Origin of the sequence: Paenarthrobacter ilicis (genome assembly GCF_016907545.1) — a bacterium.
Classification (GTDB): Bacteria; Actinomycetota; Actinomycetes; order Actinomycetales; family Micrococcaceae; genus Arthrobacter; species Arthrobacter ilicis.
The window spans coordinates 38240-59511 of sequence record NZ_JAFBCD010000001.1 but is presented as its reverse complement, the minus strand read 5'-3'; the positions used below and the strand labels follow the sequence as shown (position 1 = coordinate 59511).

The following is a 21272-nucleotide window of genomic DNA, read 5'->3' as shown; positions in this document are numbered from 1 at the left end:
TGATCCCTACTGTTTGATCAGGGGGCTCAGCTTTGATGCCCGTTGTGCTGCGCCCTCCATGCCCAAGGACTCCAACCAGTTGCCCAGCATCTGGTAGCCGCCCTCGGTCAGTACCGACTCCGGGTGGAACTGGACACCGCACAGGGGAGCGGTTTTGTGCTGCAGTCCCATCACCACACCGTTGGTGGTTTCAGCGGTGATTTCCAGGACATCAGGGATGGAATCCCGAACCGCAGCCAAGGAGTGGTATCGCGTAGCTGTCACCGGGGACGGAAGCCCGGCAAAGACGCTCTTCCCCTGATGCTGTACCGGTGAGGTCTTGCCGTGCATCAATTCCGGGGCATGGGTGACAACACCACCGTAGGCTTCGGCCAGGGCTTGGTGGCCCAGGCATACCCCGAACATCGGCTTGTTGGCGTTGCCACACCATTTGATGAGCTCAATGCATACGCCGGCCTCGGCGGGAGTGCCCGGCCCGGGTGAAACCAGGACGCCGTCGCGTGCGGAGGCCAGCTCAATGGCTTCAGCCAGCGTGACATCATCATTCCTGACCACGGTGGTTTCGGCACCGAGCTCCTGAAGATATCCCACCAGGGTGTATACAAAGCTGTCGTAGTTATCCACTACCAGGATTTTTGTGGTGCTCATGGTTGCTGCACTAAACCAATCGTCGAGTCAGTCAATGTGGTGAATTGGGAAAACCAAGGGAACAAGAATTCAACCATCAGTACCAGTGCTGCTGCCACCAATACCAAGCAGGTCAGGATCCGGACCCACAGGGGCCCGGGCAGGTTCCGGAAGATCCAGGCGTACATCTCTCAGCCCTTTCCGCTTGCTTTGGCCACTTGCGCTGCAATGTCCGACGGCGGCCCGGCGGAGGCCGGTTGCCAGCTCTCCAGCAACGAGTAGGCAATGATCCGCTCTTGGGAACCAAACCGGGGGTTGCAGCTGGTCATGGTGAGAATGCTGTCCTTGGGCTGCACTCCCGGCTGGGTGGGTACCGGCATCAGCACATCCGAGCGGTCAGGAGTAACAATCTGGTTGTTGCGGAAAACGTAGGTGTAGTAGCCATCGGCCGTTTGGACATAGATTTTGTCTCCCGGAACCAGGGTGTGGATGTTGTCCAGGACCGCACCGTGGGTTTGCCGGTGACCGGCAACGGCAAAGTTGCCAACGGCGCCGGGCATGCTGGTGTTTTCATAGTGGCCAAGCCCCAGGGTGTCCAGCACCGCTGAGTCAGTCCCATCAATGATGGGGCGCGTGTAGTCCGGGCCGAAGCGCGGAACGTACATGATGCCCAGGGTTTTCCCGTAGCCGGGAGCCTGGCCCACCACCGGTTGGCCGGTGGTGGACGGATCCGCGGGTGCCGTGGGAGCCAGTGGCCCGGTGAATTCCTGGGCAAAGTTCTGGACCACCTCTGTTTGTGCGGCATCTGCCTGCACATTGGTCCACCACAATTCCCAGCCCACAAAGAGAAGCAGGATCACGCCGGCGGTAATGAACAGTTCGCCGAATACCTGGATGATTTTGCGGATAACGTCTGACGGCCTGATGCGCCTGCGCGATGACTTGTCCCGTGAACCGCGGCGGGACGGAACGGCAGGCTCTGCCGTCGTCTGCTGCTGCGCCACAAGGTCTCCTGGGATCGGGCGCGGGCGGCGAGGACTGACCCGGAGTTACGGCTAGACTTGACAGCTAGAACCAACCCGGAACACCGCCCGGCCGTTGACCGCTGGAATTTCCTTCCTGCAGGATATCAAGGCTGGCCGTGACCGGGTGTCGATCGATCAGCCAGGAGGATCCGTGCCCGAGTCCAAGCCCCGCAAGCGGCCTGCCCGTCAGGCGCCGCAGACTTCCGCCGCGCAGCAGTACAAGCCCAACCCGGTCTGGTACAAGCCGGTCATGTTCGGACTGATGATCATCGGCCTGATCTGGATCATCACCTTCTACATCACCGAAGGCCAACTGCCGGTCCGTGACTGGGCATCCTGGAACATCGTGGCTGGTTTTGGCATTGCGATCGTCGGCTTCCTCATGACAACGCGCTGGCGCTCCTAGGAAACCCGAACCTCACACTTCCGTGCCCGGGAACGTCTACAGGATATGAGCAGCCGGCATACCACCATCGATTCCCCACTGGGGGAATTGACGCTTACCGCGCGGGGAGACTTTCTCACGGGGATCTTTTACGAGGGCCACTGGCATCTCCCGCCGTCCGAATACTTCGGTGAGCGCGTCTCCGCCGAAGAATCACTCTTTACCCACACAGAGGCGCAGCTCCAGGAATACCTCGGGGGTCAGCGGACCACGTTTGATGTGCCCTTGGAAACCCATGGCAATCCTTTCCAGGAAAGGGTGTGGGAACGGCTCAAACATATTCCCTATGGAGAAACTGTCAGCTATGGCCAGCTTGCCGGTGAACTGGGCGATCCAAACCTCGCGCAGGCAGTGGGATCCGCGGTGGGACGCAACCCCATCAGCGTCATCATTCCGTGCCATCGCGTGGTGGGGCGGAACGGGCAGCTGACCGGGTACGCCGGGGGCCTGCCCAACAAGCGTTTCCTGCTGGAGCTGGAAGAACCTGCGGTGGTCAGGGAAGGGAAACTCTTTTGATCCAGCGGCAGCAGGAATTCATCAAGAAGCCCTTTGAGGCAGTGGTCCAGGATCACGGTGCCACAGTTCTTCGCGTATGCCGTGCGGTACTGGCTCTCCATGATGCTGATGACGCTTGGTCGGATACGTTCCTGGCAGCACTGCAGTCCTATCCCGAGCTTCCCGCGGACGCCAACGTCCAGGCATGGCTGGTGACCATCGCCCACCGGAAGTGCATTGACCATTTGCGTGCCGGTAACCGCCGCCCCGTTCCCACGGACACGCCTCCCGAACAGTCCTCACGCTGGGGCATACCTGGCGAGGGACACCGTGAGTTGATGGAGGCAGTAGCCCAACTGCCCCCCAAGCAACGCCAGGCCGTGGCGTATCACCACATTGCGGGCCTACCCTATGCGGAAATTGCAGGGCTACTGGAGGTCACGCCGGAGGCAGCACGCCGGGCGGCGTCCGATGGCGTCAAGGCACTCCGCAAAACCTTGGGCACAAAGCCACAATCCATTCCGTCGGTTGTGGCCCATTCGTCGTCGAAGGGAGCTCTGGCATGACCGTTCTGGATCCACACACTGACCACGCTGAAGTAGAAGCGCTCCTTGAACCGTTGACGGGAGAGCTCGAGCCCGCATTGGCCAGCCTCCATGCCCGCCTGGCCCGGGACGCCCAGCTCCTGCACACCTTGGATGTTTCCTACCGTGTGGTCGATTCCCCGGTAGGCAAATTGCTCCTGGCCGCCACGGATCGTGGAATCGTCCGGGTGGCTTTCGAACGGGAAGGCCACTCTGACGTCCTCCAGGCCCTGGCCAACACACTGAGTCCCAGAATCCTTGAGGCCCCGGCGCGGTTGGAGGATGCAGCCGTGCAGTTGGAGGAATACTTTGCCGGCCGGCGCCGGCTCTTCGATCTGACGCTCGATTTCCGCCTCTCCAAGGGCTTCCGCCTCAATGTCCTTCAGCATCTTCCCCGGATCGCTTACGGCCATACCCAGAGTTACGCGGACGTAGCCCGCGCAACGGGCAGCCCCAACGCCGTACGCGCCGTGGGCACTGCCTGTGCCACCAACCCATTGCCGGTGATCCTCCCATGCCACCGTGTGGTGCGCTCTGACGGCAACTCCGGAGGCTACGTGGGCGGTCCCGAAGCCAAGCACATGTTGCTGACCTTGGAGACGGCATGACGGACGATGCCCTCTTCCCGCTGGAACTGGTCCACCCGGACCTGCACGACGCCGGACCGCGGCTGATTGCCCCGGGTGCGGTCCACATTCCCGGCTGGTTGACCGCGGAACAACAGCGCTGGATAGTGGCCCGATTTGGTGAATGGACGCGTGGGCCGGTTCCATTGCGGGCAGCAACCCTCCCCGGGGGCCACAAGATGTCGGTCCGGACCGTGTGCCTGGGATGGCACTGGCAACCCTACAAATACACCCGGGAAGCCACGGACGTTAACGGTCAGCCCGTGCTGGATTTCCCCGAGTGGATGGTTCGCCTTGGACAGAAGGCCATCCAAGCCGCCACCGGTGTGGACGGAGGAAACGATTCGTCGCTGTCAGTGACTGCCAGTGATTACACCCCGGACGCCGCCTTGGTGAACTTCTATGATGACGGCGCTGCCATGGGGATGCACCAGGACAAAGATGAGCACTCCAATGCTCCGGTGGTCTCCCTCAGTATTGGAGAGTCCTGCATTTTCCGGTTCGGCAATACAAAGACCCGCACCAAGCCCTACACGGATGTCCAGCTGGGGTCCGGGGATCTTTTCGTCTTCGGCGGACCGTCCCGATTCGCGTATCACGGCATTCCCAAGGTTCTCCAAGGCACTGCGCCGGAGGACTGCGGCCTGTCCCGTGGGCGGATCAACATCACCATGCGTGTCACTGGCCTGGGTGAACCCAAGCAAACTGAGCGCAAGGCCGGAGCAAAGGAGCTGCCATGACGGAGAACGGACTCGTTGTGGGACCGGATGGCTTGGCCCGTCCCCTGTGGGCCGCTGCGGACCCCTTGATGCAGGCTTATTACGATCACGAGTGGGGAATGCCCGTCCGTGATGAGCAGGGCATGTATGAGCGCATCAGCCTGGAGGCCTTTCAGGCTGGCCTGTCCTGGGCAACCATACTCAGGAAGCGGGAATCCTTCAGGAAGGCATTCCTGGACTTTCATCCTGAGAGCGTTGCTGCCTTTACGGAGGCGGATGTGGAGCGGCTCATGCTGGACGCCGGCATCGTTCGTAACAGACTGAAGATCCACGCCGCCATCACCAATGCCAAGGCCACCATCGCCCTGCGGGAGGAAGGTGGGTTGGTGGACTTCGTCTGGTCGTTCCAGCCCGAGTCCACGCCGGCGCCGCGTACCTTCGCTGACATCCCCACCACATCCCCTGAATCCATCGCTTTGTCCAAAGCACTCCGCAAAAAGGGCTTCGCCTTCGTTGGTCCCACCACCATGTATGCGCTGATGGAAGCCATCGGCATCATTGACACCCACTTGGTTGATAGCCACAGACGCGGCACGTCAGGGATCTGGGCCAACTGAGTCCGGACTCATCCGCCCCGAGTCCGCGGTAACCCGCCTTCCCTGCGTTTTCCCCCTCATTCCGCAGAGTCATTTCCACAGAAGTGCGTAACTTTATCCACAGGCGTGGATAACTCTTGTGGACATCCATGTATCCCCAGCCATCCAAGCGCCATGCCGCCGATTAATGGGGTTCCCGGCTCAGCCCTGGTTTATGCCCACTGTGCATGACCCTGTGGATAGTTCGCCAGGCTTCATCTGGCGTTCAACACAACGGTGTAGTTGTGTTCGTTCTTGCTCTGAAATGCCCACGAGGTTCATCCCCAGCGCACGTGAACATCCCGCAGTTGGTTACCCACTTAATAACAGGCTCCCTCCGAAAAGTTATCCACAAGTGGGGAAAACTTGTGGGTTTCCTCGGTCGGAGTGCCTAGATCCCGGCGATCCAAGCCTCACACCGGGCCTAAACTACACGTGTGTAAGTTATTAACAGTGTTGATAAACCTGTTGATACACAGCTCTGAGCGGCGCTATTAACAGGGTTATGCACACCACGGTCAAACAGTCCATATTTATCCCCAATCCTCGATCGTTTGAGGACAAAGTTATCCACAGGTGTGGAGAAACCCATGCCTTTCCGGGGATATCTCCGCCTCTCCCGGCCCGCACAGGGCTGTTTGTCCCTAATCACAGATGTGTAAACTACTCACAGTGTGGATAACACCTGTGGAAAACCCCCGACATGCATCAACCGGCCAGTGGATACTGGGGACCATGAAGACGGATTTCAAAAAGGACATCAGCTCGTACGCCGCCAAGCAGGGGGTGTTCCACGTGGTGACCGTGCCTGCACTTAACTTCCTGATGCTTGACGGCCACGGAGATCCCAATTCTGCAGGAGAGTACCGGGACGCGCTGGCTACGCTGTACCCGGTGGCCTACTCCCTGAAGTTCTTCAGCAAGTCCGAGCTGGGCCAGGACTATACGGTGATGCCACTGGAAGCCCAGTGGTGGTCAGAGGATATGGGCGCGTTCACCAGTGACAGGGACAAGTCGCGCTGGGATTGGACCGTCATGAACATGGTGCCGTCATGGCTTACCCAGGAGCAGGTGGACGAGGCATTTCGTCGGGTAGCGGCCAAGGGAAGCGCTCCGGCCTTGGGAAAGCTCCGCTGGGAGAGCTTTGAGGAGGGGCTATGTGTGCAGACGCTGCACACAGGTTCATATGACCAGGAAGGGCCGGTGCTGGAGGAGATGCACCACGCTGTCATCCCTTCAAGGGGACTGACCATGACAGGACGGCATCACGAGATCTATTTGAACGATCCCCGCCGCACGGCACCGGAGAAGCTGAAGACAATCCTCAGGCAACCTGTCAGGGAAGGCCCGGGCAGCCGGACGTAACCTTGCGTCAGCCCAGGGAGACGCGGATATAGGTGGCAACGGCCAGGAGTCCCACTACCAATGCCAGCCCGCCGGCCTGCAGGAGGGGCTGGTTCTTCCCGCGGGGCGCATAGGCGATGACCGCCGCTGCCAGGCCGCCGGTGATCAAGCCACCCAAGTGGGCCTGCCAGGCAATGGTGGGAACCATGAATCCGATCGCACCATTGATGGCGATAAGCACCCATAGCTGCTTGGTTTCTCCACCCCTGTGGCGTTGAACCACCAGCATGGCGCCAAAGAGACCAAAAATGGCCCCGGATGCGCCAACCACTCCCACCACCGGGAAGCTCGGAGTGAGCAACAAGTAGCCCACGGAGCCACCAATTGCTGATATGAGATACACCGCCAGGAAACGGACCCGCCCGAGCAAAGGCTCAAGGGCTTGGCCGAAGATCCACAGCGTGTACATGTTCAGGACGATGTGAAGCAGGAAGCCCTGCGAATGCAGGAAGGCCGCAGTAACCATGCGCCACGGCTCGGTGTCGGCGAAGACATTCGCGAAGGCGAAGTTCTGGAAAACAACCTCGCCCGGCAACAGCCATTGAAGGGCGTACACCAGCACGCAGATACCGATGATGATGAACGTCACCACAGGCCTGCCCACCGCCAAGGCGCCGCCATACGGCGACTTGTAGGCCGGCGTCGTACTCTTTTGTTCGTTGACACAGTCAACGCATTGGAACCCGACGGCGGCCGTCCGCTGGCACTCAGGGCATGCCGGACGTCCACAACGCTGGCACCTCACATAGGAGGGCCGGTCCGGATGCCTGGGGCATACGGGAATGTCAGCGGACGGCTCTGCCGAAGGGATTCCGTAGCTCATGGAAGCAGATTAGAGCTGTTCGATGTCGATGCTGTTGATGACAACATCCTCAACGGGGCGGTCGCCCATGCCGGTGCGGACAGCTTCAATTGCGTCCACTACCTTGCGGGATTCCTCGTCAGTGACTTCGCCGAAGATGCTGTGCTTGCCGAAGAGCCAGTCGGTGTTCACGGTGGTGATGAAGAACTGTGAACCGTTGGTGCCCTTGCCCATCTGGACGCCGGCGTTGGCCATGGCCAGCTTGTAGGGAGCGTTGAAGTTGAGCTCGGGGTGGATTTCGTCGTCGAACTGGTAGCCCGGTCCGCCGACGCCGCGACCCAGGGGATCGCCGCCCTGAATCATGAAGTCCTTGATGATGCGGTGGAAGATGGTGCCGTTGTAGAGCGGCGTGCCCGTCTTGTCCTCGCCCGTTTCGGGGTGGTTCCAGGACTTCTCGCCCGTGGCCAGGCCAATGAAGTTGGCGACCGTCTTGGGGGCGTGGTTGCCGAAGAGGTCAACCTTGATGTCGCCGAGGGTCGTGTGGAACGTTGCTTTAGCGGTTGCAATGGTCATGGCCCCATTCTTCCACGCAGGGTCAACGGCCGTGGAGTTGTACAGCCGGTTCCGCGCTGGGTGAAATCCGCGGCGAAACGGCCGGAGGAATAGCCGGTGTTCCCCAAGCGACGTAGGCTAGCAACAAACCAGCATGTGTATCGGGAGGTAGTTGTGAAGAAATCAGACCGTATTGCCCGCGACATCGAACAATCCGTTGCGGATGGTGTGGAAAACGCCCGCGACTGGGCCGCACCCCGCGTGGAGGCTGCCGTGAATTGGGCTGTCCCGCGCATCCAGCACGGCATTGATACCGCTTCCCCCAAGATCCAGGAGGGGCTCAAGACTGCTGCCCACAAGGCCGCCGACGGCGTTGCAGTAGTGACGCCCCGGCTCCAGGACGGCTTGGCGCACCTCGCGCCGAAGATCCATGACGCAGTGGAAGACGCCACCCCCCGGATCCAGGAAGCCCTGAACAAGGCAACCCCTGTTCTGGGGCAGGCCAAGGACAAAGTGGTGGACGAATACCTCCCCAAGCTCTCCGAGCAGCTGGGACATGCATCCGTTGCAGTTCACCACGCACTGGAAAAGGCTCCCGGGCAGGTGGACGCCGTAGCCCAGAAGCTGGTGGACTCCGGCGTTGTGCACAACGTGCAGGAGCAGGCACAGGCCACAACCAAGCAGATCAAGGCAGCCGCTGACGAGGCCACCAAGGCTGTCTCCGCCAAGTTGGGCAAGGAACCAAAGCCCAAGAAGCGCGGTTGGCTGATTGCCACTGTGATCGCTGCCGCCGTAGCTGCCGGTGTTGCAGCCTGGAAGGCTTCCAAGCCCGTGGAGGACCCGTGGAAGACCCCCGCCCCCGTCACGCCCAAGCCTGAGACCAACCCGGTCGAGTCCGCCTCAGCCGCCGTTGCTTCCAAGGTCGAGGAGGCCAAGGACAACAGCATTTCCCCTGAGGACGCTGTTGACGAAGCCAAGCAGGCCACCAAGGAAGCTGCGGAAAACGTTGAGGACACCGCCGCAAAGGTGGCAACCGACGCCAAGACTGCCGTCAAGAACATTGCGGCCAGCCTGCACAAGGACGCCGATGCCACTGACTCCGGTACAAAGGGTGCGCACAGCTGACCTGTACCGCCCATAACTGCATTTGAGGGGATTCCTGCCACGGCAGGGGTCCCCTCAGTGTTTTCCGGGTGGTCACGGCGAACTCCCTTGGTGTAGCAGTCCCGGATGTTAGATTTGGAGGGATGTCAGCCGATAGACCCTCTGAGGGTGCCCTCAAGGACGCTCCCGAACCTCCGGGGGTGTCCATTGTCATCCCGGCGTACAACGAGGAAAGCGTCATACGCCAGTGCCTCATCGCTGCCATTTACCAGTCGGTTCCCGCCGACGAGATCATTGTGGTGGACAATCTCTCCACGGATCGCACGGCTGCCATTGTGCAGCAGATGCAGCAGGAATATCCGGAAAGCCCGATCATCCTGCTCCGGCAGGGCGATGCCCAAGGCTTGATCCCCACCAGGAACTACGGCCTGAACCACTCAACCGGGGATGTTGTGGGGCGCATTGATGCGGACTCGGTGCTGGAACCGGACTGGGTTGAGCACGTCCAGAAGGCTTTCGCCGACCCCACGGTGGCGGCAGCGACAGGCCCAGTGGTGTACTACGACATGCCCATGCGCCGCTTTGGCCTCAAGGCTGATGACAAAATGCGGCAACTCATGTTGCGCCTGGCCAAGCACCAGTACCACTTCCTCTTCGGTTCCAACATGGCGCTCCGGCGCACAGCCTGGGAAACCATCCGTGACGAGGCTTGCCTGGATCCAAAAGACGAGATGCATGAGGACATCGATCTTTCCCTGCACCTCTTTGAGCACGATCTCAGGGTCCAATACCTGCCACAGATGGTCTCGGGCATGTCAGCCCGGCGGTTGGAAGACTCGCCGCGGGACTATCGGTATTACGTGCAGCGCTTCGACCGGACCTACAAGGCCCACAACGTCAAGAAGATGGCCTTGAAAGCACCCATGGTGGTGTTCTTTTCGGTGTACTTCCCGGCAAAGCTGCTGCGGGCCATCCATACCGCCAACGCCGGCCAGGGTTCGCGCCGCGGAGGCATCTAAGCGTCCGACGGCGGCGCTTCAGTCAGCGCCCAGCTCGGCTTCGCGCCGGTCTGCTGCTGGACGGGACCGCCTCTGCCCGGAAACCACCACAGCCAGGCCCACAAGAATCAATGCCAACCCAGCGTAGATTCCGGCGGGCAGTGTTTCGTTGAGGAAAACAGCAGCCAGGATCGCAGCTCCGGGTATCTCCAGGAGGATGATCATGGAGACGACCAGGGGACTGATGGTCGCCAGCAAGTGGTTGAAGGCAGTGTGCCCCACCAACTGCGCACACACGGTGATGGCGACGATGCCAACCCAACCTCCGGCGTCGAACCCTGTCAGTGGCTGTCCGCTGACCAAGGCAAGGACCGCAACGATTGCCGCACACATCCCATAGCAGAGAGTGGTGTACGTGCCCGTTCCCATGGTTTGGCGGGCCTTACCGCCAGCCAGCGTATAGAGGCCGGCCAAGGCCCCTCCAGCCAGTGCCAGGATGTCGCCCAGCAGGGCGTCCGGCGAGGATCCCATATCGAATCCGGTGATGGCCACAACGCCTCCAAAAGCGATTCCCAAGCCCAAGAGGACAGGCCAGCGGTGCCTGGTTCCACGGAACAGCTGGAAAACGGCAATCCAGGCTGATTGAAGGCACACCAGTGCAGTGGCCGCGGCCACCGAGGTGAGCTGAAGTGCGGTGATGAAGCAGGCAAAGTGGAACGCCAAGGCGACGGCGGCCACTGTGGACCACGCGAATTCGCGCCTGGAAATCCTGCCGAAAGCCTTCGGCTGCCTGATCGCCACCGGTGCTGCCATCACCACCGCACCAATGGCGTTGCGCCAGAAGGCGATGGCCAGCGCCGTCACGGACGTGGCACCCAGCGTCCCAGCCATCAGCGGCCCGGAAGCGGCGACGCCCAGCACACCCAGGGCAGCAATGAGAAGGTTCACGGATCAACCCTAGTGCGTTCCATTGCTGCTCTGACCCCTATCAGCCCGGCCCGCAGTGTGATTGTCTTGTTTCACCATCCAGTGAGCCGGTGACGGCGGACCCAAGGGGTTACCTGATTGAACACCGCACCCGCCCGTTCCTCCGGCAACCGCAGGCGCTCAATGCTGCTGTTGGTCGTTGCGGGGGTCCTGGCCGCCGCATTGGTGGCCGCCGGCTGGTACGTGCTCGCCCGCAACGGCTCTGCCGGCAAGGATGGCGGGGATTCGGGCGTACCGGGCATCTATCCGGTCCCACAACACGTTGAGGCGGCCTCAGGTGATTCCGTCCGCTTGAACGGCCGCGTGTACGTTGTTGCTCCTGCGGGAACCGACACGGCGTCGGTGGCGGCAGTCCAGGACATCGTTGCGGCGGCTGGCGGCAACGTGCAGGTTGTTCCTTCGTTGAAGGACCCGGCAGCCGGAGCTTCGGCGGTCTACTTGGGGGTAGCGGGAGAGGCCGATGTGGGCGGAGCCCTCAAGGAACTTGCCGTGGATGGGGATGCCCGGTCCCGCGACGCTTTGGAGAAACCGGAGGGCTATTCGATCTCCACCGGCAAGGCGTCGGGAATTCCGACGGCTGTGCTCGCCGGACATGATGACGACGGCGTCTTCCACGCAGTCCAAACGCTCCGTCAGCTGGTCAAGGACAACAGTGTTTCTCCGGTACGTGTCAGCGACTGGCCCCTGATGGAAACCCGGGGTGTGATCGAGGGCTTCTACGGCATCCCATGGTCCCATCAGGCCCGGCTGGACGTCATTGAGTTCGCCGGCCGCCAGAAGATGAATACGTACATTTACTCGCCCAAGGATGACCCTTTGCTGAGGGCCAAGTGGCGGGACCTCTACTCCGAGCAGGAGCTCGGTGACCTCAAAGAACTGATCACCACCGCAACATCCAACCACATCCGCTTCACGTACGCGTTGTCGCCGGGAATCGATGTCTGTTACTCCCGCGTGGCGGACCTGGACAGTGCTGTGGCCAAGCTCGAATCGCTGTACGCCCTGGGGGTGCGTTCCTTCGTGGTTCCGCTTGACGACATCGCCACCAAGGTCCAGTGCTCCGAGGACGTGCAGGAATTTGGAACCGGCCAAGCGAACCTGGCCAAAGCGCAGGCCTCATTCCTGAACGACGTCAACCAGAAGTTCATCGTGGGCAAGCAGGGCGTCCAGCCGCTGGAAACGGTCCCCACCTTCTACAACGGTTCCGGCAACACCAACTACAAGAAGGAACTCGGCAAGGCCCTGAACCCCGCCATTGTGGTTCAGTGGACCGGCGAGGACGTTGTTTCGCACCGCATCACCAAGGAATCGGCGGACACCGCACGGCGCAGTTACGGAACCCCGTCCTCCCTCCGGAACCTGGTGATCTGGGACAACTATCCGGTGAACGACTTCTCCCAGGACCACTTGTTCATGGCACCGGTGATCGGCAGGGATACGGACCTGCACACGTCCATCCGAGGCATTGTCACCAACCCCATGATCGAGCCGTACCTGTCCCTGCCGGCCATCTTCAACTACGCCGACCTATCATGGAACGGACCCGCGTATGACGCGGCAAAGTCCATGGACGCCGCCCTGTCTCTGGTGACGGGCCAGGATCCTGATGTCCAAGCAGGCGTCCGGGCCTTTGTGGACCTCAACCAGGACTGGCAGGACGATCAGCTCACGCCGTCCGCTCCCGCCTTGCGCCGGGATATGGACCAGTTCTGGGCGGAGTACGACGCCGGCAAGTCACCGTCCGGGGCCTTGAAGGCGCGCGCGGAGCTGCTTCAGCGCCTGCCCGGGCTCCTACCGCGAATGGCAGAGCCTGGGTTCGCTCAAGATGCTGCCTCGTGGACTGCGGCGGCAGCCAACTATGGCAAGGGAGTTGAACAGGCGCTGGTGATGCTGGACGCGGCCCAACGGAAGGACACCTCAGCCGTGGATGCAGCAAGGGACCAAGTGGAGGCCGCAATATCGGCAGCCAACGCCAAGACGCAACCCACCTTGGAATTGGGGGTGGTCACCCCTGTGCTGGGCGATGGCGAGCTACAGGCATTCCTTGAGCGGGCCCTTCAGCGTGTGCCTGCTGGCTAGGGACGTGTTTCTGCCGGAATAGGGCAGAAGGCGTTAAAGCAAAAGTCCCGGTCATTACTGACCGGGACTTTTCTTATGGTGGAGGCACGGGGACTCGAACCCCGAACCCCCTGCTTGCAAAGCAGGTGCGCTACCAATTGCGCCATGCCCCCATAAGAAGCAACCCATCAATCATACCCCATGTTTTTACCGGTTATTACCAGTTCCAACCGGGCTCTTCGGCTAGTTGACCGTGTCGGTCGACTTGCTCCAGACATCCTTCCGGGCTTCGGATTCCTGAGCCTTTTTATAGACCAGGACGCCTGCGACAGCAGCTGCTACAACTACCAGCAACTTCTTCACAAGCACCTCATTCCGGTTCAGTTTTACCTGAACCACTGTGGTTCCGTGGGCGTACCAGGACTTGAACCTGGGACCTCTTCGTTATCAGCGAAGCGCTCTAACCGCCTGAGCTATACGCCCCGATGCCTCATCGGGCCGAGATATGACTGTACAGCACATCCCGGCCCGATCTCAAATCGAGGCAATTTCGCGGATGATTTCCCCGTTTTCCGGCGAATATCCGCGGTTTTTTCTTAGTCGTCGGTCAGGGTGACGCCGACGCCACCAACCAACGTTGCCGAAATGTTATACAAGACGGCAGAGAGCATGGACAGGGCCGTCAGCAGCACGACATTCACAACGGCGATGATGGTTGCAAAAGACGCCACCTGTCCCAGTGAAGCAATCTTCTTGAGTTCGAATCCGCTGCCTTCAGAACCGGCCAGCGTTCCCAGGAGGCTGTCCACCTGGTTGAAGATGCCGGTAAGGTCCAGAACTGTCCACAGCACGATTGCTGCCACAACCGTGACGATCCCCAAGGCAACCGACAGCAGGAAAGCCATCTTCAGGACCGACCACGGATCAACCTTGCTGACCAGCAAGCGGGCACGGCGGACTTTGGCCTTGGGGGCCGGCTTTACCAAGCCCGGGGTGCCCTGCGCGGGACGCTGCCCGGAGGCTCCTGCGGGTCGCTGGCCGGCACTGCCGGCAGGACGCTGCGCACCGGTTCCTGCCGGACGCTGTCCGGGCTGGGCCGGTCGCTGGCCGGGGGCAGCGGCGGGCCGCTGTCCTGGCGCACCTGTTGGACGCTGGGCATTGGCACCGCCGGTGGGACGGGCTCCGGAAGCTCCGGCTCCAGCCTGTCCACTGGCAGGTCGCTGTTGCGGCCTGGCCGGTGTTCCTGAGGGTGTGCTGCCCGAGGGCTGCCGGAGCCCGCCGGGGACACCTGTGCTCGGCTTGGGATATGAGTCGGAATTACTCACTCGTTACCTCCGGTATTGTCTTCGTTCAGCTCCGCGCCCGATTCACGTTCCGGGTCTGCGTCGTCTTCCGTTTGGGCACTGGCGATCACCACGGGGGCGTCGCCGTCTGCAGCCAACGTTACGTCATCAGCCGTATCATCCTCAGCTTCGTCGACTTCCAGTCCACGTTCACTGTTGCGTGCTACTTCGATGATCCTGTCATTTTTGTCCGGCTTGGCGAAGATGACGCCCATGGTGTCACGGCCCTTGGCAGGGACGCCTGTGACTGCTGAGCGGACTACCTTTCCGCCCTCCATCACCACCAGTACTTCGTCCTCTTCCTGCACGATCAAAGCTCCCACGAGGTCGCCCCGGTCTTCCGCGAGCTTGGCCACCTTGATGCCAAGGCCGCCACGGCCCTGGAGCCTGTACTCGTCTACGGCGGTCCGCTTTGCGTAGCCACCTTCGGTCACCACGAAGACGAAGGAACCATCCTGGACCACGTCCGCAGCCAGCAGCTCATCGTCCTCGCGGAACTTCATACCGGTCACGCCGGAGGTTGCCCGGCCCATGGGCCGGAGTGCCTCGTCAGTGGCCTTGAAGCGGATGGACTGTCCCTTACGGGAGACCAGCAGGAGATCGTCGGTCTCGCTCACCAGCTGGGCGGAGACCAGTTCGTCTTCGTCCCTGAGGTTGATGGCGATCACGCCCGCCGTGCGGTTGGTGTCGTAATCCTCCAACCGGGTCTTCTTGACCAGGCCGTTCTTGGTGGCCAGCACCAAGTAGGGGGCCTGCTGGTAGTCCCGGAGATCCAGTACCTGGGCAATGTGCTCGTCCGGCTGGAACGCCAACAGGTTGGCGACGTGCTGGCCCTTGGCGTCACGCCCGGCCTCGGCGAGCTCGTATGCCTTGGCGCGGTACACCCTGCCCAGGTTGGTGAAGAAGAGCAGCCAGTGGTGGGTGGTGGTCACGAAGAAGTGCTCAACAACGTCGTCGCCACGCAGCTGGGCACCCTTGATTCCCTTGCCGCCGCGCTGCTGCGAACGGTAGTTGTCGCTGCGTGTCCGCTTTACATAGCCGCCACGGGTAATGGTGACAACCATTTCCTCTTCGGGGATCAAGTCCTCCATGGACATGTCGCCGTCGTAGCCCATCAGGATGTGGGTTCGGCGGTCGTCGCCGTGCTTGGCAACAATTTCTGCGAGTTCCTCGCTGATGATCCGGCGCTGGCGCTCCTCTGAAGCGAGGATCGCGTTGTATTCCTCGATCATTGCTTCAAGTTCGGAGTGCCGGTCCTGGATCTTTTGGCGTTCCAGGGCGGCCAAACGGCGGAGCTGCATGTCCAGGATGGCACGCGCCTGGAGTTCATCGATCTCCAGGAGTTCCATGAGGCCTTCGCGGGCAGCCTCTGTGGTGTTGGACGCGCGGATGAGGGCAATGACCTCGTCCAGCATGTCCAACGCCTTGAGGAGTGCGCGCAGGATGTGCGCTTCTTCCTCGGCCTTGCGCAAACGGTAGCGCGTGCGGCGTGCAATGACGTCCATCTGGTGGGCAACCCAGTGCCGGATGAAAGCATCCAGGCTCAGGGTCCGCGGAACGCCATCCACAATCGCCAGCATGTTGGCGGAGAAGTTGTCCTGCAGCTGGGTGTGCTTGTAAAGGTTGTTCAGCACCACCTTGGCCACGGCATCGCGCTTCAGCACGATCACCAAGCGCTGGCCCGTGCGGCCGGAGGTTTCGTCGCGGAGATCCGCGATGCCCTGGATCTTGCCGTCCTTGACCAGTTCAGCGATCTTGATGGCCAGGTTGTCCGGGTTTGCCTGGTAGGGCAGTTCAGTCACCACCAGGCAGGTGCGGCCCTGGAGTTCCTCAACATTGACCACTGCGCGCATGGTGATGGAGCCACGGCCGGTCCGGTAGGCGTCCTCGATTCCCTTGTGGCCCAGGATGGTGGCACCCGTGGGGAAATCGGGTCCCTTGATTCGCAGCAGGAGAGCCTCGAGGAGCTCCTCCCGGCTGGCCGTGGGGTTGTCCAGGGCCCACTGGACGCCCTCCGCAACTTCGCGAAGGTTGTGCGGCGGGATGTTGGTGGCCATGCCAACGGCGATACCCGAGGAACCGTTCACCAGCAGGTTGGGGAAACGCGCCGGCAGGATGGTGGGTTCCTGGTTCTTGCCGTCGTAGTTGTCCTGGAAGTCGACGGTTTCCTCGTCGATGTCGCGGACCATTTCCATGGCCAGCTGGGCCATTTTTGTTTCGGTGTAACGCGGTGCCGCGGCGCCGTCGTTGCCGGGGGAACCAAAGTTGCCTTGGCCGAGTGCCAGCGGGTACCGCATGGTCCAGTCCTGGATCAGGCGGACCAAAGCATCGTAAATGGCCATGTCACCGTGCGGGTGATAGGTACCCATGACGTCGCCAACCACGCGCGCGCACTTGTTGAACGAGCGGTCGGGGCGGTAACCGCCGTCGAACATCGCGTACAGGACGCGGCGGTGAACCGGTTTGAGTCCGTCGCGGACGTCTGGAAGGGCGCGGCCAACAATAACGGCCATGGCGTAGTCCAGGTAGGACCGCTGCATTTCGGTCTGCAGGTCCACCTGCTCCACGCGGTCGGTCAGGACATCGCCCTCAAGGATGACGTCCTCGGCATTGGGATCCGCCGGAACTTCGGGAGTTTCGTCACTCATAATCTAAGTTTTCCGTTTCAGGTATATGTCGGTTCAAGAATATTCAACGGGGTTTGTGAAACCCTTAGATATCCAGGAACCTGACATCCTTGGCGTTTTGCTGGATGAAGTTACGGCGCGATTCAACGTCCTCGCCCATCAGGACGGAGAACGTCTGGTCCGCAGCCAGGGCGTCATCCATGGTGACCTGCAACAGTGTGCGTCGATCAGGGTCCATGGTGGTGTCCCAAAGCTCGGTGTAGTCCATTTCACCCAAGCCCTTGTAACGCTGAATGCCGTTGTCCTTGGGGAGGCGCTTATTCATGGACGCACCCTTGCGGATGGTCTCGTCACGTTCGCGGTCGCTGTAAACGTAGTCGTGCGCAGCGTTGGACCACTTGATCCTGTAGAGCGGCGGCTGCGCCAAATACACATAGCCGTTCTCGATCAGCGGACGCATGTAGCGGAACAGCAGGGTCATCAACAGCGTGGTGATGTGCTGGCCGTCAACGTCGGCATCTGCCATCAAGACGATCTTGTGATAGCGGAGCTTGGAAATATCGAAATCCTCGCCGATGCCTGTACCAAAGGCGGTAATCATCGACTGGACTTCGGCGTTGCCCAGTGCCTTGTCCAGGCGGGCGCGCTCAACGTTCAGGATCTTGCCACGGAGCGGAAGGATGGCCTGGGTTTCGGGGTTGCGGCCGCGCTTGGCCGAGCCACCGGCGGAGTCTCCCTCCACCAGGTAAACCTCGCAGCGGGCAGGATCCTTGGAGGAGCAATCGGACAACTTTCCGGGCATTCCGAAGGATTCCAAGGGACTCTTGCGTCGGGCGTTGTCGCGGGCCTTGCGCGCAGCCATGCGTGCCTGCGCGGCCGAGATTGCTTTGCGGATCACGTCGCGGGCCGGACCCGGGTTCCGTTCCAGCCAGTCGCCCAGTTGGTCCGTCACCACACGCTGAACAAAGCCCTTGACCTCGGAGTTACCCAGCTTGGTCTTGGTCTGACCTTCGAATTGGGGCTCCGAAAGCTTCACGGAAATGACCGCCGTCAAGCCTTCACGGATGTCATCACCGGTGAGGTTGTCTTCCTTTTCCTTGATGATGCTCTTCTCGCGCGCATAGCGGTTGATCAGAGAGGTCATCGCAGCGCGGAAACCTTCTTCGTGGGTGCCACCCTCGTGGGTGTTGATGGTGTTCGCGTAAGTGTGGACACTTTCCGAATAGGCGGTGGTCCACTGCATGGCAACCTCCACGGAGATGTGCCGCTCTGTGTCCTCGGTTTCGAAAGCGATGACGTCCTCATGGACGATTTCAACCTTCTTGTTGGAGTTGAGGTGCTTGACGTAATCCAGCAGTCCATCCGGGTACTCGTACACCACGGTGCGGTGCTCGGCGTTTACTTCGCCCTCAGTGGCCACCGCGTCCAGGTCCAGCTCGTCGTCGCTGTCGCGGGCTGCCGGACGTTCATCGGTCAGCGTGATTCGCAGGCCCTTGTTGAGGAAGGCCATCTGCTGGAACCGCGCCCTGAGGGTCTCAAAGTCGAACTCGGTTGACTCAAAGATGGTGCCATCGGGGTAGAACGTCTGGGAAGTTCCCGTGGCCTCAGTGGCTTCACCCTTGACGAGTTCGCCCTGCGGCTTGCCGCCGTCGGCGAAGGACATCCGCCACACATTGCCTTGACGGCGGACTTCAGTGTCCACCCGGCGGGAGAGGGCATTGACGACTGAGATACCCACGCCGTGGAGGCCGCCTGACACGGCGTAACCGCCACCACCGAACTTGCCGCCGGCGTGCAGGATGGTCATGACCACTTCCACCGTGGGCTTGCCTTCGGTGGGGTGGATGTCAACAGGAATACCACGGCCGTCATCCACCACCCGGACGCCACCATCGGCGCGAAGAGTCACCTCGATATGGCTGCAATAGCCAGCCAGGGCTTCATCGACGGAGTTGTCCACCACCTCGTAGACGAGGTGGTGCAAGCCACGGGGACCGGTGGAACCGATGTACATACCAGGGCGTTTGCGTACTGCTTCGAGGCCCTCCAGCACAGTGATGTCGCTGGCACCATATTCCCTGGGCGCCGAAGGCGTGTCAGGTGTGGGGGCAGTCTCCTCTTCGGGCTCTACTGCCAAGGTCTCTGCATTGTCGTTAGCCACAGGCGCTTTCGACTCCTCTGTACTCGATGTCGGCCGTTCCCGGAGTTGTCCGCGGAAACCGCGGCCGTCAACGGGCACGTGACTGATTGCGCCGACTACTCCGCAGCAAGACACCCCTCATCATCAACAACAGATCAGGGAACCTCACAACGGCCAACCGGCGCTCAGTGATCTGGCTCAATTCTATCGTGGAAACCCGCGAAACCCCGCAAATACAAGGCCTGCCCTCAGCTGAATATGGCTCTGGGAGGCCACTGGCCCTATCCGCAATGGCCCTGTGGTGGTGCTGATGGGGGTCCGTACGGCTCGGGGGCGTTGAATCGCCCTGCACGCCGTTCAGCCGTATGTGTCCCGGGGGCCGCGGCCGTTGACGCTCCGGCCGCCTTTCCGCCAACTCGGGGCGGATGGACCCAGCACCTGGATGCTGGTGACGACTCCCTCGCCGAGTTCGTTCCGGAACAGTTCAAGGAGGCTTGTGGTGAGCAGCCGCAGCTGTGTTGCCCACGCAGTGGAGTCACAGCGGACGTGGAGTGTGGTGTCCTCAAAACTCTCAGGGGTGCAATGGGAGGAGATATCCGGGCCAACCAGGGTCTCCCACTCGGCCATTACGGACCCCACGGCCACGGGCGATGTCCAACCCCGCTCTGCCACCAGGCGGCCCACCACTTTGCCCAGCCCCAAAGGGTCACGCCCACTACCGTGGAATTGCGCGAAACCACGGGTGTCCCGCAGTCCCTTGCGTTGCGGGACGGAACCGGGACGCGGTGCGCGTTGGCGGACCTCGCCGCGGGCGGCAGCAGCCTCGCGCATACGGTTCAGTGCAGCCTGAGCAGCGTCAATCTCATCGGGATCGCGGCCCGGTTGGCGTGCGCCGGAACTATCCTTCGCCATCAATTCCTCCCGGAACAACGGTTACGCGCCGTCCGGCCAGCTCCTCGGGAATGTCAGCGTCGACGGCGGCAGTCACCAACACCTGTTCGGCGCCGGCCACTATGGCAGCCAGCTTACGCCGACGTTGCACGTCGAGTTCGGCAAAAACATCATCGAGGATCAAAATGGGAGCCGTGCCTCCCGTTTGAGCGTCGTCCAGCATGACGTAGTACGAAGCCAGACGCAGGGAAAGGCACATGGACCACGTTTCCCCATGGGATGCGTATCCCTTTGCAGGGGCCTGGCCAAGCACCAACTCGAGCTCATCCCGGTGCGGCCCAACCAAGGAGATGCCCCGTTCCAGTTCCTTTTTGCGGGACGCTGCGAACGCTTGGACATAACGCGCGGTGAGCTCATCCACGGACAACAGCCGGAGATCCTCAACCGACGCTGGCGGTTCCGTCCCGGGGTGGGCCGATCCGCCGTCGTCGTCCAGGATGTCCTGAAGGGTAGAGCGATAAACCGCCCCCGCATCCTTGGATCCGTCCGTGAGCTGGGCATAAGCGCTGTTCAAATGAGGGCGCAGTTTCTCCACGAGTTCCAGGCGGGCATGCAGCAATTCCGCCCCCGCCCGGGCCATGTGTTGGTCCCATACGTCCAGCGTTGCCTCGTGACCGGCAGTGAATTTTCCGGTCCGCGCGGATTTCAACAAGGCGTTCCGCTGCTTGAGGACGCGATCGTAATCACTGCGCGTAGCAGCATGCCGTGGAATCAGGCTGACCAAGAGTTCGTCCAGGAAACGGCGACGGTTGGACGGGTCGCCCTTGACCAAGGCGAGGTCTTCCGGTGCGAAAAGCACGGTGTGGCAGATCCCCAGAATGTCCCTGGCCCGGACCGGATTTCCGCGGTTGATCCGGCCGCGGTTGGCCCTGCCCGCGTTGATTTCCAGCTCAATCACAGTGGATTGCTCGCCCCGGACCAATCGGGCCCGGACCAACGCACGTTCTGTTCCAAAGCGGAGCAATGGAGCGTCCGTGCTGACGCGGTGGGAGCTCAGTGTGGCCAGATACCCTATGGCTTCCATGAGATTGGTCTTGCCAATTCCATTGGAACCCACCAGCACGGTCACGCCGGGACCCAGCTTCAGGTCAACCTGTGCGTAACTGCGGAAATCCGTCAGTGAAAGATGTTCGAGGTACACGCCGTTTGC

Annotated in this window: 21 protein-coding genes and 2 tRNA genes; 10 read left to right on the top strand and 13 right to left on the bottom strand. The window is 61.3% G+C overall.

The genetic code is table 11. From position 1 onward, the window contains the following. Positions 1–6: 6 nt before the first annotated feature. Both JOE60_RS00270 and JOE60_RS00265 read right to left on the bottom strand, forming a co-directional pair. Positions 7–648 (bottom strand): aminodeoxychorismate/anthranilate synthase component II, encoded by a 642-nt coding sequence (locus JOE60_RS00270; RefSeq protein ID WP_167268202.1) that lies wholly within the window; start codon positions 646–648, stop codon positions 7–9. Positions 649–818: 170 nt separating this feature from the next. Continuing rightward, positions 819–1631, bottom strand: coding sequence for a class E sortase (locus JOE60_RS00265; RefSeq protein ID WP_420851368.1), 813 nt, complete (start codon positions 1629–1631; stop codon positions 819–821). Positions 1632–1803: 172 nt separating this feature from the next. Between JOE60_RS00265 and JOE60_RS00260 the strand changes: the two genes are divergently transcribed. The 7 genes from JOE60_RS00260 to JOE60_RS00230 all read left to right on the top strand — a co-directional run bounded on the left by JOE60_RS00260 (position 1804) and on the right by JOE60_RS00230 (position 6521). After that, on the top strand, positions 1804–2058 hold the full coding sequence (locus JOE60_RS00260) for a cell division protein CrgA (RefSeq protein WP_167268201.1): 255 nt from the start codon (positions 1804–1806) through the stop codon (positions 2056–2058). A 45-nt stretch (positions 2059–2103) separates the two neighbouring features. Continuing rightward, on the top strand, positions 2104–2613 hold the full coding sequence (locus JOE60_RS00255; RefSeq protein ID WP_167268200.1) for a methylated-DNA--[protein]-cysteine S-methyltransferase: 510 nt from the start codon (positions 2104–2106) through the stop codon (positions 2611–2613). Then, positions 2613–3158, top strand: coding sequence for an RNA polymerase sigma factor (locus JOE60_RS00250; RefSeq protein ID WP_167268439.1), 546 nt, complete (start codon positions 2613–2615; stop codon positions 3156–3158). The genes JOE60_RS00255 and JOE60_RS00250 overlap by 1 nt, the downstream gene beginning before the upstream one ends. Further along, the gene (locus tag JOE60_RS00245; RefSeq protein WP_167268199.1) at positions 3155–3784 is read left to right on the top strand and encodes a methylated-DNA--[protein]-cysteine S-methyltransferase; all 630 of its coding nucleotides are present in this window, start codon (positions 3155–3157) and stop codon (positions 3782–3784) included. Before JOE60_RS00250 ends, JOE60_RS00245 begins: the two co-directional genes overlap by 4 nt. After that, positions 3781–4542, top strand: coding sequence for an alpha-ketoglutarate-dependent dioxygenase AlkB family protein (locus JOE60_RS00240; RefSeq protein WP_167268198.1), 762 nt, complete (start codon positions 3781–3783; stop codon positions 4540–4542). Before JOE60_RS00245 ends, JOE60_RS00240 begins: the two co-directional genes overlap by 4 nt. Further along, positions 4539–5138, top strand: coding sequence for a DNA-3-methyladenine glycosylase I (locus tag JOE60_RS00235; protein WP_167268196.1), 600 nt, complete (start codon positions 4539–4541; stop codon positions 5136–5138). The genes JOE60_RS00240 and JOE60_RS00235 overlap by 4 nt, the downstream gene beginning before the upstream one ends. 753 nt (positions 5139–5891) lie before the next feature. Next, positions 5892–6521 carry a GyrI-like domain-containing protein gene (locus JOE60_RS00230; RefSeq protein ID WP_167268194.1) on the top strand — a complete coding sequence of 210 codons (630 nt, stop codon included), beginning with the start codon at positions 5892–5894 and terminating at the stop codon, positions 6519–6521. 7 nt (positions 6522–6528) lie between these two features. Here JOE60_RS00230 and JOE60_RS00225 read toward each other — a convergent pair whose 3' ends face one another. Both JOE60_RS00225 and JOE60_RS00220 read right to left on the bottom strand, forming a co-directional pair. Continuing rightward, positions 6529–7383 (bottom strand): rhomboid family intramembrane serine protease, encoded by an 855-nt coding sequence (locus JOE60_RS00225; protein ID WP_167268192.1) that lies wholly within the window; start codon positions 7381–7383, stop codon positions 6529–6531. A 9-nt stretch (positions 7384–7392) separates the two neighbouring features. Further along, positions 7393–7935: a peptidylprolyl isomerase gene (locus JOE60_RS00220; RefSeq protein ID WP_167268190.1), complete on the bottom strand. Its 543-nt coding sequence runs from the start codon at positions 7933–7935 to the stop codon at positions 7393–7395. A 153-nt stretch (positions 7936–8088) separates the two neighbouring features. Here JOE60_RS00220 and JOE60_RS00215 point away from each other — a divergent pair, with 153 nt between their 5' ends. Together JOE60_RS00215 and JOE60_RS00210 are read left to right on the top strand one after the other, a co-directional pair. Further along, positions 8089–9039: a hypothetical protein gene (locus JOE60_RS00215; protein WP_167268188.1), complete on the top strand. Its 951-nt coding sequence runs from the start codon at positions 8089–8091 to the stop codon at positions 9037–9039. Positions 9040–9161: 122 nt separating this feature from the next. Continuing rightward, positions 9162–10037 carry a glycosyltransferase family 2 protein gene (locus JOE60_RS00210; protein WP_167268186.1) on the top strand — a complete coding sequence of 292 codons (876 nt, stop codon included), beginning with the start codon at positions 9162–9164 and terminating at the stop codon, positions 10035–10037. A gap of 18 nt (positions 10038–10055) precedes the next feature. Here JOE60_RS00210 and JOE60_RS00205 read toward each other — a convergent pair whose 3' ends face one another. Next, on the bottom strand, positions 10056–10964 hold the full coding sequence (locus JOE60_RS00205) for a DMT family transporter (protein WP_167268184.1): 909 nt from the start codon (positions 10962–10964) through the stop codon (positions 10056–10058). 117 nt (positions 10965–11081) lie between these two features. On the opposite strand from JOE60_RS00205, the gene JOE60_RS00200 reads away from it, so the two are divergent. After that, positions 11082–13082 (top strand): glycoside hydrolase family 84 protein, encoded by a 2001-nt coding sequence (locus tag JOE60_RS00200; RefSeq protein ID WP_167268182.1) that lies wholly within the window; start codon positions 11082–11084, stop codon positions 13080–13082. 76 nt (positions 13083–13158) lie between these two features. Here the strand turns inward: JOE60_RS00200 and JOE60_RS00195 are convergent. From JOE60_RS00195 to recF, 8 genes are all read right to left on the bottom strand, one after another. Next, positions 13159–13234: transfer RNA gene (locus JOE60_RS00195), tRNA-Ala, on the bottom strand. A 70-nt stretch (positions 13235–13304) separates the two neighbouring features. Further along, on the bottom strand, positions 13305–13424 hold the full coding sequence (locus JOE60_RS18245; RefSeq protein ID WP_314323845.1) for a DLW-39 family protein: 120 nt from the start codon (positions 13422–13424) through the stop codon (positions 13305–13307). A 46-nt stretch (positions 13425–13470) separates the two neighbouring features. Beyond that, positions 13471–13544: transfer RNA gene (locus tag JOE60_RS00190), tRNA-Ile, on the bottom strand. Positions 13545–13657: 113 nt separating this feature from the next. Continuing rightward, entirely contained in the window at positions 13658–14386 is a 729-nt protein-coding gene (locus JOE60_RS00185; protein WP_167268180.1) for a DUF3566 domain-containing protein, read from the bottom strand. Next, complete coding sequence (gene gyrA / locus JOE60_RS00180) at positions 14383–17052, bottom strand: DNA gyrase subunit A (protein WP_167268178.1); 2670 nt, start codon at positions 17050–17052, stop codon at positions 14383–14385. Before gyrA ends, JOE60_RS00185 begins: the two co-directional genes overlap by 4 nt. A 64-nt stretch (positions 17053–17116) precedes the next feature. After that, on the bottom strand, positions 17117–19192 hold the full coding sequence (gyrB, locus tag JOE60_RS00175) for a DNA topoisomerase (ATP-hydrolyzing) subunit B (RefSeq protein ID WP_167268176.1): 2076 nt from the start codon (positions 19190–19192) through the stop codon (positions 17117–17119). A 336-nt stretch (positions 19193–19528) separates the two neighbouring features. Then, positions 19529–20083 carry a DciA family protein gene (locus JOE60_RS00170; protein ID WP_167268174.1) on the bottom strand — a complete coding sequence of 185 codons (555 nt, stop codon included), beginning with the start codon at positions 20081–20083 and terminating at the stop codon, positions 19529–19531. Then, complete coding sequence (recF, locus tag JOE60_RS00165) at positions 20070–21263, bottom strand: DNA replication/repair protein RecF (RefSeq protein WP_167268172.1); 1194 nt, start codon at positions 21261–21263, stop codon at positions 20070–20072. Before recF ends, JOE60_RS00170 begins: the two co-directional genes overlap by 14 nt. Positions 21264–21272: the final 9 nt, after the last annotated feature.